The organism is Segniliparus rugosus ATCC BAA-974, from assembly GCF_000185725.2.
GTDB classification, from domain to species: domain Bacteria; phylum Actinomycetota; class Actinomycetes; order Mycobacteriales; family Mycobacteriaceae; genus Segniliparus; species Segniliparus rugosus.
This window is the reverse complement of sequence record NZ_KI391954.1, coordinates 748158-764015: the sequence shown is the minus strand read 5'-3', so window position 1 is coordinate 764015 and position 15858 is coordinate 748158. Positions and strand designations below refer to the sequence as shown.

At 70.3% G+C, this 15858-nt stretch carries 17 protein-coding genes and 1 pseudogene; 3 read left to right on the top strand and 15 right to left on the bottom strand.

What is annotated here, in order from left to right; translation table 11 throughout:
• Positions 1-54 precede the first annotated feature (54 nt).
• From HMPREF9336_RS13485 to HMPREF9336_RS13465, 5 genes are all read right to left on the bottom strand, one after another.
• A complete protein-coding gene (locus tag HMPREF9336_RS13485) occupies positions 55-1254 on the bottom strand; it encodes an ABC transporter permease (protein WP_007467912.1) in 1200 nt (399 codons plus the stop codon).
• A complete protein-coding gene (locus HMPREF9336_RS13480; protein ID WP_007467910.1) occupies positions 1251-2318 on the bottom strand; it encodes an ABC transporter permease in 1068 nt (355 codons plus the stop codon). Before HMPREF9336_RS13480 ends, HMPREF9336_RS13485 begins: the two co-directional genes overlap by 4 nt.
• On the bottom strand, positions 2315-3892 hold the full coding sequence (locus HMPREF9336_RS13475; RefSeq protein ID WP_007467908.1) for an ABC transporter ATP-binding protein: 1578 nt from the start codon (positions 3890-3892) through the stop codon (positions 2315-2317). The genes HMPREF9336_RS13480 and HMPREF9336_RS13475 overlap by 4 nt, the downstream gene beginning before the upstream one ends.
• On the bottom strand, positions 3889-4959 hold the full coding sequence (locus HMPREF9336_RS13470; RefSeq protein ID WP_244431672.1) for a BMP family lipoprotein: 1071 nt from the start codon (positions 4957-4959) through the stop codon (positions 3889-3891). Before HMPREF9336_RS13470 ends, HMPREF9336_RS13475 begins: the two co-directional genes overlap by 4 nt.
• Before the next feature lie 67 nt (positions 4960-5026).
• Complete coding sequence (locus tag HMPREF9336_RS13465; protein WP_007467903.1) at positions 5027-5344, bottom strand: hypothetical protein; 318 nt, start codon at positions 5342-5344, stop codon at positions 5027-5029.
• A 26-nt stretch (positions 5345-5370) separates the two neighbouring features.
• On the opposite strand from HMPREF9336_RS13465, the gene HMPREF9336_RS13460 reads away from it, so the two are divergent.
• On the top strand, positions 5371-6336 hold the full coding sequence (locus HMPREF9336_RS13460; RefSeq protein ID WP_007467901.1) for a quinone oxidoreductase family protein: 966 nt from the start codon (positions 5371-5373) through the stop codon (positions 6334-6336).
• 129 nt (positions 6337-6465) lie between these two features.
• Here HMPREF9336_RS13460 and HMPREF9336_RS13455 read toward each other — a convergent pair whose 3' ends face one another.
• The 10 genes and pseudogenes from HMPREF9336_RS13455 to HMPREF9336_RS13415 form a co-directional block, all read right to left on the bottom strand.
• Positions 6466-7104 (bottom strand): dienelactone hydrolase family protein, encoded by a 639-nt coding sequence (locus HMPREF9336_RS13455; RefSeq protein WP_021030691.1) that lies wholly within the window; start codon positions 7102-7104, stop codon positions 6466-6468.
• Positions 7094-8689 (bottom strand): ComEC/Rec2 family competence protein, encoded by a 1596-nt coding sequence (locus tag HMPREF9336_RS13450; RefSeq protein WP_021030690.1) that lies wholly within the window; start codon positions 8687-8689, stop codon positions 7094-7096. The genes HMPREF9336_RS13455 and HMPREF9336_RS13450 overlap by 11 nt, the downstream gene beginning before the upstream one ends.
• A complete protein-coding gene (locus HMPREF9336_RS19345; RefSeq protein ID WP_425277268.1) occupies positions 8686-8832 on the bottom strand; it encodes a ComEA family DNA-binding protein in 147 nt (48 codons plus the stop codon). Before HMPREF9336_RS19345 ends, HMPREF9336_RS13450 begins: the two co-directional genes overlap by 4 nt.
• A 260-nt stretch (positions 8833-9092) precedes the next feature.
• Positions 9093-9494: pseudogene (locus HMPREF9336_RS19340) on the bottom strand (SLBB domain-containing protein); the annotation flags it as partial.
• A gap of 112 nt (positions 9495-9606) precedes the next feature.
• Positions 9607-10452 (bottom strand): DegV family protein, encoded by an 846-nt coding sequence (locus tag HMPREF9336_RS13440; RefSeq protein ID WP_007467895.1) that lies wholly within the window; start codon positions 10450-10452, stop codon positions 9607-9609.
• A complete protein-coding gene (gene octT / locus HMPREF9336_RS13435) occupies positions 10449-11195 on the bottom strand; it encodes a diglucosylglycerate octanoyltransferase (protein WP_021030688.1) in 747 nt (248 codons plus the stop codon). Before octT ends, HMPREF9336_RS13440 begins: the two co-directional genes overlap by 4 nt.
• Entirely contained in the window at positions 11188-11850 is a 663-nt protein-coding gene (locus HMPREF9336_RS13430) for a histidine phosphatase family protein (protein WP_007467891.1), read from the bottom strand. Before HMPREF9336_RS13430 ends, octT begins: the two co-directional genes overlap by 8 nt.
• Positions 11847-12251, bottom strand: coding sequence for a ribosome silencing factor (rsfS, locus tag HMPREF9336_RS13425; protein ID WP_007467889.1), 405 nt, complete (start codon positions 12249-12251; stop codon positions 11847-11849). The genes HMPREF9336_RS13430 and rsfS overlap by 4 nt, the downstream gene beginning before the upstream one ends.
• The gene (gene nadD / locus HMPREF9336_RS13420) at positions 12248-12928 is read right to left on the bottom strand and encodes a nicotinate-nucleotide adenylyltransferase (RefSeq protein ID WP_007467886.1); all 681 of its coding nucleotides are present in this window, start codon (positions 12926-12928) and stop codon (positions 12248-12250) included. The genes rsfS and nadD overlap by 4 nt, the downstream gene beginning before the upstream one ends.
• 12 nt (positions 12929-12940) lie before the next feature.
• The gene (locus tag HMPREF9336_RS13415) at positions 12941-14383 is read right to left on the bottom strand and encodes an MFS transporter (protein ID WP_021030687.1); all 1443 of its coding nucleotides are present in this window, start codon (positions 14381-14383) and stop codon (positions 12941-12943) included.
• An 80-nt stretch (positions 14384-14463) separates the two neighbouring features.
• On the opposite strand from HMPREF9336_RS13415, the gene soxR reads away from it, so the two are divergent.
• Both soxR and HMPREF9336_RS13405 read left to right on the top strand, forming a co-directional pair.
• Entirely contained in the window at positions 14464-14925 is a 462-nt protein-coding gene (gene soxR / locus HMPREF9336_RS13410; protein WP_007467880.1) for a redox-sensitive transcriptional activator SoxR, read from the top strand.
• A gap of 126 nt (positions 14926-15051) precedes the next feature.
• Positions 15052-15750, top strand: a complete 699-nt coding sequence (locus HMPREF9336_RS13405; RefSeq protein ID WP_021030686.1) for a class I SAM-dependent methyltransferase — start codon at positions 15052-15054, stop codon at positions 15748-15750.
• Positions 15751-15858: the final 108 nt, after the last annotated feature.

The window sequence follows — 15858 nt, the reverse complement described above, 5'->3', positions numbered from 1 at the left end:
GGTCCTCCTCGGTGATTTGATCACAAGAAGATTACGGCTTGGTGGAGGAACTGTCTAATGGTCCGGCGCTTCTGTCTCCCCCAACGCGGCGGGAGGCCGCAACTTGCTCGCTCCGATCGCGAGGACCATCAGCGTCAGAATGTGCGGGAGGTAGTCGGTGAACTCGTTCGGAAGCTCTGCGGTGAACCAGTACAGGCACCACAGCCCTGCGGCGATCGCCCCCGTCACTGCGGCGGCGGGGCGCTGCCCCCGGACCAATCGCACGGCGGCGAGCGCCGCCAACGCCAGCGCGGCTCCATAGAGGAACGCGCCGACCACCCAGGACGGCGTGGAGAGGCGCAAGCCGTCCGCGTAGCCGAAAAGGGCCGAGGCTCCGAGCAAACCGCCGGGGCGCCAGTTCCCGAAGATCATCGCCGCCAGGCCGATATAGCCTCGGCCCCCGGTCTGCCCCTCGCTGTAGCCGATCTGGCCCGGCGCGATCACCAGCGCCGCCCCGCCGAGCCCCGCCAGGCCGCCAGAGACCAGCAAGGCCGCGTACTGGTGCGCGCGCACCGCGACCCCGAGGGACGCGGCGGCGGCGGGGTTCTCGCCGCAGGAGCGCAACCGCAGGCCGAACCGGGTCCGCCATAAAACCCAGAAGCTCAGCGGGACCAAGAGCAGCCCGCCCGCCGTCAGCGCCGAGAGGCCGCTGGTCACCCCTCCGACCACGCCTGCGAGGTCGCTCGCCAGGAACCAATGCCGGTCGGCGAGCGATTGGCACCAGCCCGGCAGCAGCGGCAGGTCGAAAGCGCGCAGCGTCGCCACCGGCGGAGATTCGCGGGGGTTTTTCGACAGCGGGAAGAACACCAGGTCCGCGAGGTACTTCGTGACCCCTGCCCCGAGCAGGTTGATCGCCACCCCGGAGACGATGTGGTTCACCCGGAAGGTGACCGTGGCCAACGCGTGCAGCGCTCCTCCCGCCGCGCCGAACAGCGCCGCGACGAGCAACCCGAAGGCGGGCCCGGCCTCCAGCGAGCCCCAGGCGGCCCCCCAGGTGCCAAGGATCATCATCCCTTCGAGCCCGATGTTGACGACCCCGGAGCGCTCCGCCCATAGCCCGCCGAGCGCGGCGAGGGCGATGGGGATGGCGAGGGCCAGCCCGGTCCGGACCACGCCGGGGCTGGTCAGATCGTGGGCCTCGGTGAGGGCGGTGACCGCCGAGACCAGCAGCACCAGCGCGCAGACTGGCAGAGTCCGTTGCAGGGCCTTGCTCATGCCGCCCCCATTGCGGTCCGCACTCGGCGCTGTGCCTGCGCGGCCTCGAACCGGCGGGCCAGCTCGTACGCGATCACCACGGCGAGGACCGCTGTTCCCTGCAGGATCAGCACGATCTCCTTCGGCACCGACACCGCGTCCAACGCGACGGCCGATTTGTCCAAGAACGCCCACAAAAGCGCCCCGGCGGCGATGCCGACCGGATGGCCGCGCCCGATCAGCGCGACGGCGATCCCGGTGAACCCGTACCCAGCGGTGGACGTGACGAGATAGCTGTGGTCGCGGCTGGTGAGCTCGGGGAGCGCGGCAAGCCCCGCGATGGCTCCGGAGAGGACCATCGCCGTCACGATCATCCGCCGCGCGTCCACCCCGCCCGCTTGGGCCGCCGAGGGCGATTCGCCGCTGGCCAGCAGCTCGAAGCCGAAACGTGTGCGCGACAGCGCCACCCAGTACCCCGCGCCGACCACGACGGCGGCGAGTGCCAGCCCGAAGACCTTCCCCGAGCCGAAGCCGAAGCTGCCGACCCAGCCGTCCGGCGGGATCGTCTTGGTGCCGATGTTGTTCCCGTTGAGCACGCCCCAGCCTTGTTCGCCCGCCATATACGCCACGATTCCGACCGCGACCGCGTTGAGCATGATCGAGCTGATCACCTCGTGCACGCCTCGGAAGACCTTGAGCAGGGCGGGGATCGCGGCGTACGCGCCGCCCACGGCCATCGCGACCAGGACGATGAGCGCGACGCGCGTGCCGGGCGGCGCAGGCAGCTCCGCCCCGACGACCGAGGCGGTCACCGCAGCCACCCGGTACTGCCCTTCCACGCCGATGTTGAACAAGCCCATCTTGAAGCCCAAGGAGGCCGCGACCGCGATCAGCGCGTACGCGGCCGAGGCGTTGACGATGTCGCACACCACGGACTCGTCCCGCAATTGGCCCAACATGGTGCCCGCGACGAAAACCGGGTCCTTGCCGCTGACCGCGAGGATCAGCGCGGCGAGGACCAACGCGAGCAGCACCGCCCCCAGCGGCGCGAGCAGAGCGGTGAGCCGGTTGAGCCGATTCCTCATTCGGCCCCTCCCGTCATCGCCTCGCCGAGCTCGGCCGCCGTGACCGTCCTCGGGTCCGCCTCGGCGACGATCCGCCCGTCGTGCAGCACGACGATCCGGTCGGAGAGCGCGAGCAGCTCGTCGAGGTCCGCCGAGATCAAAAGGACGGCCAGTCCGGCCTGCTGCGCCTCGCGGAGCTTGCCCCACAGGAGGCTCTGCGCCCCGACGTCCACGCCTCGGGTCGGCTGGGCCGCCACGAGGAGCACGGGACCGTCCGACAGCTCCCGGCCCATGATGAACTTCTGCTGATTGCCGCCGGAGAGCGCGCCGATCGGGGTCGCCACCCCTGGCGCGCGCACGTCGAAGGACTGGCGGATCGTCTCGGCCTGCGCCTTCGCCTCCCCGATAGCGAGCCATTGGCCCCTGGTCAGCCGCGACTGGAAGCCGAGGATCCGATTGCGCCACAGGCTCTGCGCCAGCAGCAGCGAATGCCGGTGCCGGTCCTCCGCGACGTAGCCGATCCCCGCCTCGCGTCTGCGCAGCACCGAGCGTCCGACGAGCGCGAGCGTCTCGCCGGAGCGGGCGCGCAGCTCCAGCGTCCCCGCCGAAGGCTGGCGCATCCCGAGGACGACTTCCGCGAGCGCGGTCTGCCCGTTGCCCTCCACGCCCGCGACGCCGAGGATCTCGCCCTCGCGGATCGTCAGGTCCACGTCGGCGAGCTCGGGCCGCTCGCCCCGCCCGCCCGAGGGGGCGGCGGCTCCCGCTCGCGGGGGAGCGTGGCTCGGTCCCGCAACGCAGACCCCGGACAGCCGCAGCACAGGCGCTCCGGGCTCTCGGACCGCGTCCGGGCGGGAGAGGTCGGGGATCGAGCCGACGATAAGCTCCGCCAACTGCGTGTTCGTCATAGTCTTCGGGTCGGCCGTCGCGACGGTCCGCCCCCTGCGGATCACCGTCACCGTGTCCGCGACGGCCCGAACCTCGCCGAGCTTGTGCGAGATGAACAAGAAGGTGTAGCCCTCCGCCTTCATCCCGCGCAGCACCTCGAAGAGGGCTTCGACCTCGGAGGGGGCGAGCACCGCCGTCGGCTCGTCCAGAATGATGATCCGCGCGCCCCGGTAGAGCACCTTGAGGATCTCCACTCGCTGCCGGTCCGCCACGCCAAGCTCGCTGACCTGGGAGTCGACGTCGATTTCCAGGCCGGAGCTCGCGGCGAGGCCGCGCAAGAACGTCCGGGCCCGCGCGCCGATCCCATGGCTCGCCTCCGCCCCCAGCACCACGTTCTCCAGCACCGTGAGGTTCTCGGCGAGCATGAAGTGCTGATGGACCATGCCGATTCCCGCCGCGATGGCCTGGGCCGGGGAGTGGAACTTGACTTCCTTCCCGTGCACCTCGATCGTCCCCTCGTCCGGCTTGACCATGCCGTAGAGGATTTTCATCAACGTGGACTTCCCCGCCCCGTTCTCGCCGCAGATCGCGTGCACTTCGCCGACGCGGGCCTCGAGCGCGACGGCGTCGTTCGCGACCACGCCCGGGTAGCGCTTGGTGATCCCCGCCAACCGCAGAGCGGTCCCCTCCCGCGTCGGCCCCTCGCTCATCCGCCGAGCTCCGCCCGAGTGGCCGCGACATGGATCCGGCCGCCGACAATAGCCGCCCGGTACGCGTCGAGCACGGCTTGAAGGTCGTCGATCCCGCCGCCGGAGGTCGCCAGGCCCACCCCGCCCAGCGCGAGGTCGAACCGGCTCGGGAAGGAGGCGAGCTGGCCGAGGGCCGTCGCGCGCAGGTAGTCGAAGACCGCGACGTCGACGCGTTTGACCACCGAGGTGATGACGCTGAACCGGGCTTCGCCGAGGTTCTGCTGCTCGTGCTGGTCCGAATCGACGCCGATGGCGAGCTTCCCCGCCGCGTGGACCGCCTGGATCACGCCTTTCCCCGAGGCTCCCGCCGCGTGGTAGACGACGTCCGCGCCGCGCCCCAGCTCCCCGTTCGCGGTGATCCGCCCTTTCGCGGGGTCCTGGAAGCCGGAGTTGTCGCCCGCTGGCGAGAGGTATTTGCGCTCGACGACGATCCCCGGCGCGGCGGCGCGCGCCCCTTGGACGAACCCCGCCTCGAATTTGTGGATGAGCGGGTTGTCCACTCCCCCGACGAAGCCGACGTGGCAGGTCTTGCTCTTATAGGCCGCGACGACCCCGGCGAGGAAGGAAGCCTGCTCCTCCGCGAATTCGATCGACTTGACGTTCGGCCCCGGCACTTGCGCGTCGATGATCGCGAACTGCGTGCCCGGAAACCGAGGCGCGACAGTCGCCAGCCTCGGCGCGTACACGAAGCCGACCGCGATGATCGAGGTGTAGCCGTCCTCTGCCAGCCGGACCAGGCGCGCCTCCTTGTCCGATTCGCCCTCGCCGGAGCTGGGCGAGCGCTCGGCGCGGCGCTCCTGCCGCAGCCCAAGCTCGGCGGTCGCCCGGTCCAGGCCCGCGACCGCCGCGTCGTTGAACGAGGCGTCGCCCCGCCCGCCGATGTCGAAGGCGAGCCCGACTTTCAAACCGCTGCCGTCCGCCTTCGCCGTGTCCGGGGCCGCCGTGGTCGAGACCGGCTCGGCGGCAGGGGGCCGCGCGAGCTGGCACGGCTCGGCTCTGCCCGAGGCTCCGCCCGGCGGCGGTTTCACACAACTCGCCGAGCCCAAAACGAGCGACACCGCCAAGGCGGCTCGCAGACACCCCCCGCCCTTCATCTCAAGTGTTTGCGACCCACCCGGCCATTTTCCGCGCGTGGCCCGGCGCGGGAGTCGCGACGCTGACCAGCTCGCGGGTCCATCCGGACTCCGCCAGCCCGTCCACCTCGGCCACCACGGCCTTCGCCGCCGGAAGATCCCGCACCACCTCGTCGCCGAGGACGCCGTCCTTTCCGATCAGCGTGATGCGCACCCCGGCGCGGCCGATGTTCTGCAGCACCGCGTGGCCGGAACCGCCGTGCGCGGACAGGAAGGCCCGCACGGCCTTCACAGTGCGCGCGGGAGCCGCGCCGAGCTGTTCAGCTGGAGTTTCGCTCATGTTGGAGAATGTACCGTATGAGCACAATGCGCGCGATACAAGTCACGCGGACCGGCGGCCCGGACGTCCTGGTCCCCTCGCTGACCGCCATCCCCGAGCCCGGCGAAGGCCAGCTCCTCATCAAAGTCGAAGCGGCAGGGGTGAACTTCATCGACACCTACCAGCGCTCCGGGGTGTATCAGGTCCCGCTGCCGTTCACCCCTGGCAATGAGGGGGCGGGCGTCGTGGCGGCGGTCGGCGCGGGCGCGACCGAGTTCGCGGTCGGCGACCGTGTCGCGTGGACCGGCGCGCTCGGCGGATACGCCCAATACGCGGCGGTGCCGGAGAAAACCGTGGTGCGTCTGCCAGACGGGATCGACTTCCAGGTCGCCGCCGCCTCGCTGCTCAAAGGGCTGACCGCGCACTACCTGCTCTGGTCCAGCTACGACGCTCAGCCGGGCGAGAGCGTCCTCGTCCACGCCGGGGCTGGCGGCGTTGGCCTGATCCTCACCCAATGGGCGACAGCGAAAGGAGTCCGCGTCATCACCACGGCGGGCACCCCAGAGAAAGCCGAGCTGTCGCGGCGGGCGGGGGCGGCGCACGTGCTCAGCTACGACGAGGACATCGCCGCGCGGGTTCGCGAGCTCACCGGAGGGGAGGGCGTCGCCGCCGTCTACGACGGAGTCGGCAAGAGCACGTTCGACGCGAGCCTCGCCGCCACCCGCGCCAGGGGTTTCGTGGTCCTCTTCGGCGGGGCCAGCGGCCAGGTGCCCCCGTTCGATCTGCAGCGGCTCAACTCCGGCGGCTCCCTCTTCGTCACCCGGCCCACCCTCGCGCACCACCTGCGCGACCGGGCCGAGACGGACTGGCGCTCCGAAGCGCTCTTCTCGGCGATCGGGCGCGGCGTGGTCGAGATCAATGTGACCGAGCGCTACCCGCTGGCAGAAGCCGCGAAGGCGCATCAGGATCTCGAAGGGCGGCGCACGACCGGATCGGTGGTTCTCGTCCCCTGAAGCCTCGCCTTGCGGAGCTGCGGGCCCTGCGACCCTGACCAGGACTTTCTCCTCTGACTAGGATCGGGGGGTTACCCTAGTCATGCCCTGGTCAGGGGAGGGAGCGGCTGGTCCGTCAGAGGATAGCCGCTATTCGGATGCTACCAAATGCTCCTCGAAGAAGGAGAACACTCGCTGCCACGCGTCCTCGGCGGCTTCGTGCGCGTAACTGAATCCGACCACCTTGGCCAGCGTGCCGATAGTCCCGGGGAACTGGTTGGCGAAGCTGTGCCCGGCTCCCTGATAGACTTTCACGTCGTTCGGGATCCCGTGAGTGGAAAGGGCGTGCTCCAGCACGGGGCCGGCTTTTTTGCCGAGCATGGGATCGCGGCTGCCGAGGCTCGCCACCACGGGGCACGAGTGCTCGAGCAGTTCTTCGAACTTCCTGGGCAATTTCCCGCGAGTCACGTTGGACGGGTAGAACGGCGCGGCAACGTCGAACTGCTTGCTCGGCGCGAACAGCAGCGCGTATCCGCCGCCAAGGCAGAAACCGGTGATCGCGATCCGCCCGGTGCACCTCGGGTCGGCGGCCAGAGCGTGGCGCACGGCGGTGATGTCGTCGAACGCGGTCCCTTCCCCCGTGAGCATCGACCGAGCCGTGGAAAGCAGGCACTTGCGCTTGCCCCCTCTGGCGTACAAGTCGGGCAGCGCGACGATGTAGCCCTGATCGGCGACCTTCTGCGCGAGCCTGCGGACATCGTCCACCACGCCGAGGATGTCATGGATCATCACCACACCGGGAACGGAGCCTTCCGACGGCTTCTGCGCGGTGAACACCTCGACGGCGATCGATCCCGCCGGGGCCGGAACGTCGAGTGTGGATGATGCTGCGGCCATGCGGTTGTTCTCCTTCATACAGCGCCGTTCTCCGTGTCCGGAACCACAGTACTCCGGCGAGCAGAAGGATCGCCCCGAAGGTCGCGGCAAACCCAGCGAAGCCCGGCCCGACGCGGATCACGCCGTACGGACACGCGGCCGCCCCTCTCGCCACCGCCACGAGCCACGTCGCCGGGACCCCCGCGAAACGCGTGATCAACTCCCCCGCCGGCTCCCACAGCGCGCCCGCCGCCACGCCCAGGCAGCCGAGGACGGTCATCAATCCGACGACAGGCTCCACCATGGCGTTCGCGGCCAAACCCACCAGGCTCACCTTGCCGGTGAGCATCGCGACGACCGGGGCGGTCGCGACATGGGCCGCCGCTGCCGCCGCGAGCACGCCCGCGCACGCGGACGGAGCCCCTTTCGCCATCAGTTTCTCCTTCCACCTCGGCGCGAGGCGGAGCAACGCTCCGGTGGCGAGGACCGAGAGCACGAATCCGTAGTCCACCGCGAGCGCCGGATCGATCCCGAGCAGCGCGACGACGGTCACGCCCAATGCGCGATCCGCCTGCCGACGGCGCCCCGCGAACAGAGCGACAAGGCCCACCGCCCCCATCGTCCCCGCCCGCAAGACGCTCGGGGACGGACGCACGAGAAGCGTGAGACCGATCAGCGCCGCAAGCGCCAGAACCGCCGACAGCCGGGGGCCCGCGCCGACCGCGCGCAAGACAAGCAGCACCACGCCGAGGACGATCGCGAAGTTCGCGCCCGACACCGCCATCAGGTGCGTGAGCCCGGCTTCCTGGAACTCGTCTTTCAGTTTCCCTGTGACTCGCCCGCTGTCGCCGAGCACAACGGCAGGCAAGATCTTGGACTCGTCTTCCGCCAGCGTCCGCTCGCAGATGGCGGCGAACCGGCTGCGCAGCGCACCCGTCGTCCGCGCCGCCCAGGACTCGGGGCCGACCGCTTGCGGCGGCCCGGTCGCGATGAGCGACGCGACGGTGAGGCCGCTTCGGCGGGGCGGGCCGATCCGGGCCCGGAACGTGACCGTCTGCCACGGAGCCAGCGTCTCGTACCGCGCCCGCGGCGCGAGCACGACGACCGAGGCTTCGCCTGAGGGCGAGCGGAGTTCGGCGGGGATGAGCACGCGGTTTCCCCGGACTGGGCGAGGGTCGTCGGTCGTCCAGACCGTGACGAGGAGTTCGGTCCGTCCGCCGTCGCTCGCGAGCCTCGCGAGCGGGTGGGACTCCGCGTCGCGCGCTCGCGCGGTGGACATCGCGGCGGACGCGGTGAACAAAACCAACGTCGCCAAGCACCATCTTGGGCAGCGGGCCACCAAACGCGCCGCTCCCCCCGTCGGCTCCGACCCCATGCTCGCGACGGCGAAGGCGATCATGGCCACGGCGGCGAGCGCCGAGACCGCCGCGCCCACGCGCCAGCCGAGCGTCAGAGCGAGCGCCGCGCCCGCCAAGGCACCGAGCGCCGGGCCGGTCACACGCGCAGGTGGGGTCGGATTTTCTTCAGCCTGCCCGCGCCGATTTGTTTGACCTTTGCCAACTCGTCGAGGCTTCTGATCCGCCCGTGCGCCGCGCGGTACTGCACGATGGCACGGGCGATGCCTTTGCCGATCCCCGGCACGGCGTCCAGCTCGGCCTCGGTCGCCGTGTTGACGTTCGTCTGTTTGCGGCCGGGCGGCACGGCTCCGGGGCGCGGTTCCCGCCGCAGTCGCAGCGGCTGCTCGCTCGAGGATCTGGAACCGACGGAGCGCGGGGCGGGGCGGGAGGCGCTTTGCGCTGCTCGGCGGGCGGGACAGGAGTCACCGGAACCGTCCCGCCCACCACCACCTGGTCCCCGTCCTCCAAGCGCTGGGCCAGATTGAGCCCCGAGGTCTCCGCTTCGGGGCTCAATCCCCCGACGGCTTCGAGCGCGTCGGACACTCGTGCGCCGGGGACCAATCGGGCCAGCCCTGGGTGACGCACCGCCCCGACGACGCTCACCACGATCTCGCGGGCCTCTGCGGTTGTCGGCGGCGGCTCTCCTGCGCTCGATGTGAGTGGGACGACGCTCGGCAACACGGGATACGGCGCGGCGTGCGAATCTCCTTTCACCGCGCCGAAGACCGTGAAGCACAGCGCGACGAAGCCGACCGTTCCGAGCGCGACGGCGGCGGCCACGCGGCCCGACCACCAGGTCGTGCCCAGCCGGGACCGACGCGGCTCCTCGAATTCCTCGTCCTCGTACTCACCGGCAAGCGGATGGGCGCGTTCCCAGCCCTCTTCCAACGCATCGTGTTTGCTCATGCTTTCGACGCTATGGCCGTCCGGCGGGCGCTCCTCGCCTCCGGACGAGAATGTGGATAACGAATCCCGTCCTCCACAGGCTCCGAGAGCGCCGCAGACCTCGGCCTGTGCCTTAGGGGGAAACTCCCGACAGGACGAGCGCCCCGGTCCCCAAGTGCGCCCCGAGGACCCGGTTGACCGGGCCGATGTCCACGGCTGCGGTCAAGCGAAGCGCGCCTGACAACGCCTCGGCCAATTGAGCCGCTTGTTCCTCGGCCTGCTGGTGGCGGATGGCCACCGTTGTCTCGCTGTCGCCAAAGCGCGTCTTGGCGAGCTCCACCAGCTTGTCGAGGGCTTTGGCGCGGGTGCGGGTGCGTTCGGCGATCTGCAGCTTCCCGTCCGAGATCCGCAGCACCGGTCGGATCGAGAGCGCCGTGCCGACCAGCCAGGTCGTCCGAGGTATTCGCCCGCTGCGCCGCAGCCAATCCAACTTGTCCACGAAACCCCAGGTCGTGGTGGCTTCGGCAGTGCGGCGGGCGATCTCGGCGACCTCGTCGAGCGCCGCCCCGCCCGAAGCCGCGCGGGCTGCTGCGAGCGCCGCGAACCCCACGCCCATCGCCGCTTGCCGCGAGTCCACCACCACGACTGCGCCGACGCGCCGCGCGGCCTTCTGCGCGGACGTCGCGGTCGCCGACAGGGCGCCGGAAAGGTGCACCGCCACCACGCCGTCGCCCGAGCTCTCCGCGAACGCCTTTTCGTAGAGGGCCACGAGCTCTTCCTCGTTCGCGGCGGCGGTCGACAAGCCCGGCTTGGTCAGCCAGTCCTCGCCGAAGCCGTCGTCGCTTCCGGGGTTGTCGTCGTCTTCTGGAATGGCGCGCCCGTCGAGCAGCACGTGCAGCGCGGCTTGCCGGATCCCGTGCGCGGCGAGCTGGTCCGCGCTCAGGCAGCAAGCGGAATCGGTGACCACCCGCACGGTCACTGCCTTCCTCCTGTCGGATCGGCGGACGGCTCCGCCACCTGCCGAAGCTCGCGCAACATCGCGGCGGCCACGCGCTCGTGCCCTTCAAAGCCCCAGTGGATCCCGTCCGGGTTGCCCCGCCCGGCGAGCACATGCTCTTCGACCGCGGCTTTGAGGTCCACCACGGGGAGCCGGTTCCTGCCCGCCCACGTCGAGAGCGCGGCGGCGGTTTTGCGGCGCCCCCGATGCACCTTGGCGTAGCTCGGCGCGCAATGCACGGAGGGCAGCGTCGCGACCACCGGCAGATCTGGGCGCAATGCCGCGACCGAGGAGCGGATCTCCTCCTGGTACTCGACGGTGAGCCTGGCGGGCAGGGCGATGGGCCAGCCGAGGGGCGCGAGCCTCGGCTGCGCCCACTGGTACGCCTCGCGCACGCGGCGGCGCAGCTGCGGCGGCCGGATATAGCGGATGGTCTCGCGCACGGCGGTGGGCAGCGGCGACGGCAGCGTGTCCATGCCGCACACGGCGATCACCAACGCGCCCGCCTTGGGCAGCGCGGCCCACGCGCGAGGGTCTTTGATCAGCGCCCAATACGCCTCTCGGCTGGTCCAGCCGATCTGCGCGACCAGTTCGAGCGTCCATCCGAGCTCGGCGGCCACGAGATTCGGCCAGATGCGCGGATCGTCGGCGGGCAGCCCGCCGTTCGGGCCGAAGTACGCCAACGAGTCGGCGAGGACGAGCAGCGTCCGCGTCGGCTCAGGCATCGCCGACTGACGAAGGACGCCGGTCGTCCGAGGGGGACTGATTGGCCGCGACGCGGAGCCACTGCCGCTCCGCCGGGACGTGGCGCAGCTCGTGCCATGCCCCGTTGTCCAAGCCGCGCACCTGCATCCACTCGGGCAGCGGCAATTCGAGGAGCGCCGCGGTGAGCCCGGCGATCACTCCGGCGTGGGCGACGAACACGACCGGGCGCTCCGGCTCGGCCTCCCAAGCCGAAAAGCGCTCTCGCAGCTCGTCCACCAAAGCCACCGCGCGCGCCCCCACTTGCACTCGGGTTTCGCCGTCAGGCGGCGCGAACGTCGGGTCCGCCCGCCACACCGCCACCGCGCCGGGGTGGGTCTGCTCGACCTCCTCCGGGGTGCGCCCCTCCCATTGGCCGAGATCTGTCTCCCGCAGCCGGGTGTCCACGCGCAGCTCGGCTCCGCTGGCCTCGGCCAGCGCCTGCGCCGTCTGACGCGCGCGGACCAGGTCGGAGGTGACGATGAGCGACGGATCTCGTTTCGCGAGCTCCTGCGCGGACCGCGCCGCCTGCGCCCGGCCGGTGGCGTTCAGCTCCGGGTCCAGATGCCCTTGCATACGCCCGCTGAAGTTGAAATCCGTCTGGCCGTGGCGGAGCAAGACCAACGTTCGAGCGCTCATGCGTCCTCGTCCCCCAAGCCGTCCAGGGCCGGGCTTGGCGGAGCCTGGCTGGCGAACTCGACCTTCGGGCAGTCCTTCCACAACCGGTCGAGGCTGTAGAACTCGCGCTCGTCCCGGTGCTGCACGTGCACCACGACGTCGACCGCGTCGAGCAGCGCCCACCGGCCCGAGCGCTCGCCCTCGCGGCGGACCACCTTGTGGCCCGCGCGGCGCACCGCCTCGTCGACGGCTTCGACGATGGCGTTCACATGCCGCTCGTTGGGGGCCGACGCGATGACGAAGCAATCCGTGATCGCCAGCCGCTCGGAGACGTCGATGATCACCACGTCGCTCGCGAGCTTGTCCTCTGCCGCGGCGGCCGCGATCCTCGCGAGGTCGACCGCTTCGGGGGTAGCCGTCATTTCTTATCCTTACTCTCTCGCGCTCGGTACAGCTGATGCTTGCCGATGTATTGGACCACTCCGTCGGGGACGAGGTACCAGATCGGGCGCCCGTCCCGCGCCCGCTGCCTGCAGTCCGTCGAGGAGATCGCGAGCGCGGGCACCTCCACCAGCGTCACCGACCCCTCCGGCAATTGGGCGAGCCGGTCGCCGAACGCGTCCAACGACAGCTCATAGCCGGGCCGGGACACTCCGACGAACTTCGCGAGCTCGAACAGCTCCTCCCAGCGCTGCCAGGTCAAGATGTTCGCCAGCGCGTCCGCCCCGGTGATGAAGAACAGCTCGGCCTGCGGGTGGCGGCGGCGCAAATCGCGGAGGGTGTCGATGGTGTAGGTGTCTCCTGGGCGGTCGATGTCCACCCTGCTCACAGAGAAGCGCGGGTTGGCGGCGGTGGCGATCACCGCCATGAGATAGCGGTGCTCCGCCTCGGTGACTTCCCGCCCGCCGGACTCAGAAGGAAAAGAGCTTCCCGTCGTTTTCTGCCACGGTCTGCCGCTCGGCACGAACAGCACCTCGTCGAAGCCGAACAGGTTCGCCACTTCGCTCGCCGCGACCAGGTGCCCGTGGTGGATCGGGTCGAACGTTCCGCCCATCACGCCCAGCCGCAGCGCGCGGTTCGGCTCGGACTTCGAGGGCATTGCGCAACGGTATCAGAGTTCGGCGGCCGGATCCGCCCGCGCGGACCGGGTCGACCGGCGCAAGGCGCGCCAGACCGCGAAGAAGCCGACCAACCCGGCCGGGGCCATCCCGAAGAAGAGGGCGCGGGCTGAGGACTCGTACCCAGGCCCGGCGAGGTTGACGAGCAATCCGGCGAACGCCGCCCCGAAGGAGCCTGCGACGAGCTGCGCGACCGAAATGCCCGCCGCCGCCCTGGCCCCTTCGACGGGGTTCTCCACCGACCGCATCGCCAGCACGGCCAAATGCGGCCACGCGACCCCCACGCCGACCCCGGCGGCGAGCACCGCGAGCCCGAACCACAGGCGCGCCGACGACAGGTCGAGCGAACCCGCGACGGCGAGCGCGCAGGCCGCCGCGAGCGGACCCGCGACGAGCATCGTCCGCACGAGCCGCTCGCTGCTCGCTGAGACGCTGGGGAACTCGCCGAGCGTCCAGCCGACCGCGAACAACGCGCCAAGGAACCCCGCCGCGAGCGGCGAGAAGCCGCCGAGGCGCTGTCCGAAGAGCGGGATGAAGATTTCGACCGACGTCGCGGCGGTGAGCATGCCGATGGCGAGATAAATCCATGGCAGCTTGGCCCCGCGCGCGTACGCGGTCGGCGGGAAGACTCCGTGCGCCGCCCGCGAGTCGGCCCAGAAGAAACCGGCGAACAGCGCCGCCGCCGAGGCGAGCGCGAGGCCGAGGCCGAGCAGGCTCGAAGCCGCGCTCGCGACGCTGGCGGCGAGCGAGGCCCCCGTGAGCGCCGCCAGCGACAGCGGCGACGGCAATCCTCGCGGCCTGCCCATGCGATGGCGCTCGCGGAACGCGAACGGCACGGCGGCAGCGACGCACCCGGTCACGGCGAGCAGCGCGAGGAACGCCGCGCGCCAGGCGTGCGCCTGGGCGAACAGCCCGCCCGCAGCGGGGCCGAGGAACGTGCCGACCCCCCACATGGCCGACACCAGCCCGGAAGCGTACGCCCAGAGCCGTTCGGGCAGGGCCGAGTTGATCGTGGCGTAGCCGAGCCCGGACAGCATGCCGCCGCCGAGCCCTTGGACCGCCCGCCCGAACAGCATCTCCGGCATGCCGCCGCTCGCGGCGCAGACGAGCGTCCCGAGCCCGAAGAGCGCCAGCGCCACCACGTACGAATTCCTCGGACCCCACGCGCCCGCGAGCGCCCCGACCGACGTCACGGAGAGGACCGAGCTGATCAGAAACGCGGTCGCGGTCCACGCGTAGTACCGCTCCCCGCCGATTTCGGCGACCGCTGTGGGCAGCAGGCTCGCGGTCAAATAGGCGTTGACGGCGTAGAGCCCGACTCCCGCCGCGAGGACGAACGCCGTCGGGGCCTGCTCGCGGCCGAGCAGCTCGCGCCAAGAGCCTCTTTGATCCGCCGAAAGCCGCTTTTCCCCCGCGCGTGGTTCGGTCGAAGACATGGGTTTAGCCTAATTGCTCAAGCGCGCTTGAGGTCAAACGGATTTCTGCGCCGATGCGATTTCCACGAGGAGGGCGGAGCATGCCGTCTGTCAAAAACCAACCGCTCACCATCGGCGAGGTCGCCGAGCGCACCGGGGCCGCCGTCTCCGCCCTGCGGTACTACGAATCGCTCGGCCTGATCCGGTCGACCCGCACGGCGGGCAACCAACGCCGATTCCCCCGGCACGCCCTGCGCCGGGTCTCGATCATCCTGGTCGCGGGCAGGTTCGGCATCCCGCTCGCCGAGGTGGCCGAGGTGTTCGAGGGACTGCCCGAGGATCGCAGCCCCACCCGCGCCGACTGGCGCAAGATCGCGACACGGTGGCACAGCAAGCTCGAAGCCCGTCGGAGTGCCTTGGAGCAGATGCAGGCGCAGCTCACCGGATGCATCGGCTGCGGCTGTTTGTCGCTCAAGAGCTGCGCGACGCTGAACTGGGGGGACGAGCTGGCGGCGCAGGGTCCCGGCCCGAGGCGTTTGACGGACCCCTCCGCCGATTTGTAGTGATTTGCGCCACTTTTCATGAACGGGGCCGCCAATCCGACGTACAGTCGATCGTGTCAACGTCATTGACACAATGAGAACGCAACACACTAGGAAACACAACACGCTAGGAAGCGAGGGCCTCTTATGAGCGCCGAGAATCAAGTGATGGAGTGGGACGAGGTCTATCGGGGCGAGTCCGACCGGATCTCCGGCGAACCGCCGTGGAACATCGGCGAGCCGCAACCGGAGATCAACGCGCTCATCGAAGCGGGCGAGTTCCACGGCACGGTCCTCGACGCCGGCTGCGGGCACGCCGAGACTTCCCTCAAGCTCGCCGCCCTCGGCTACACCGTCGTGGGCTTGGACCTTTCCCCCACAGCCATCGCCGCAGCGACCAAGTCCGCCGAAGAGCGGGGTCTTTCTGACCGCGCCACCTACGAAGTCGCGGACATCAGCTCCTTCACCGGCTACGACGGCCGCTTCGACACCATTGTCGACTCCACGCTCTTCCACTCCATGCCGGTCGAGTTCCGCGAAGGCTACTTGTCCTCGATCCTGCGAGCGGCGGCCCCCGGCGCGAAGTACGTCGTGCTGGTCTTCGACAAACTCGCTATCCCCGAAGGCGTGCCTGGCCCGAACGGCGTGGACGAGGCGGAGCTGCGCGAAATCGTCTCGAAGTACTGGGCGATCGACGAGATCCGCCCCGCGTTCATCCACGCGAACATGGATCCGGACAGATTCAAAGCTCTCCTGCCCGAAGGCGTCTCGTTCCCGGAGCGCCCGAGGGACGAGAAAGGCCGGATGAAGTCTCCCGCGTGGTTGCTCAAGGCGCATAAAGCCTAACGCGACCGCACGGCGAGAAAGACAGCCCAGGCGGCATTTCGACGGCTCGCCGCCTGGGCTGTCCTCACTTGTTCTGTCCGATGCCCTGTTCCCCGTTCATCTCCGCGC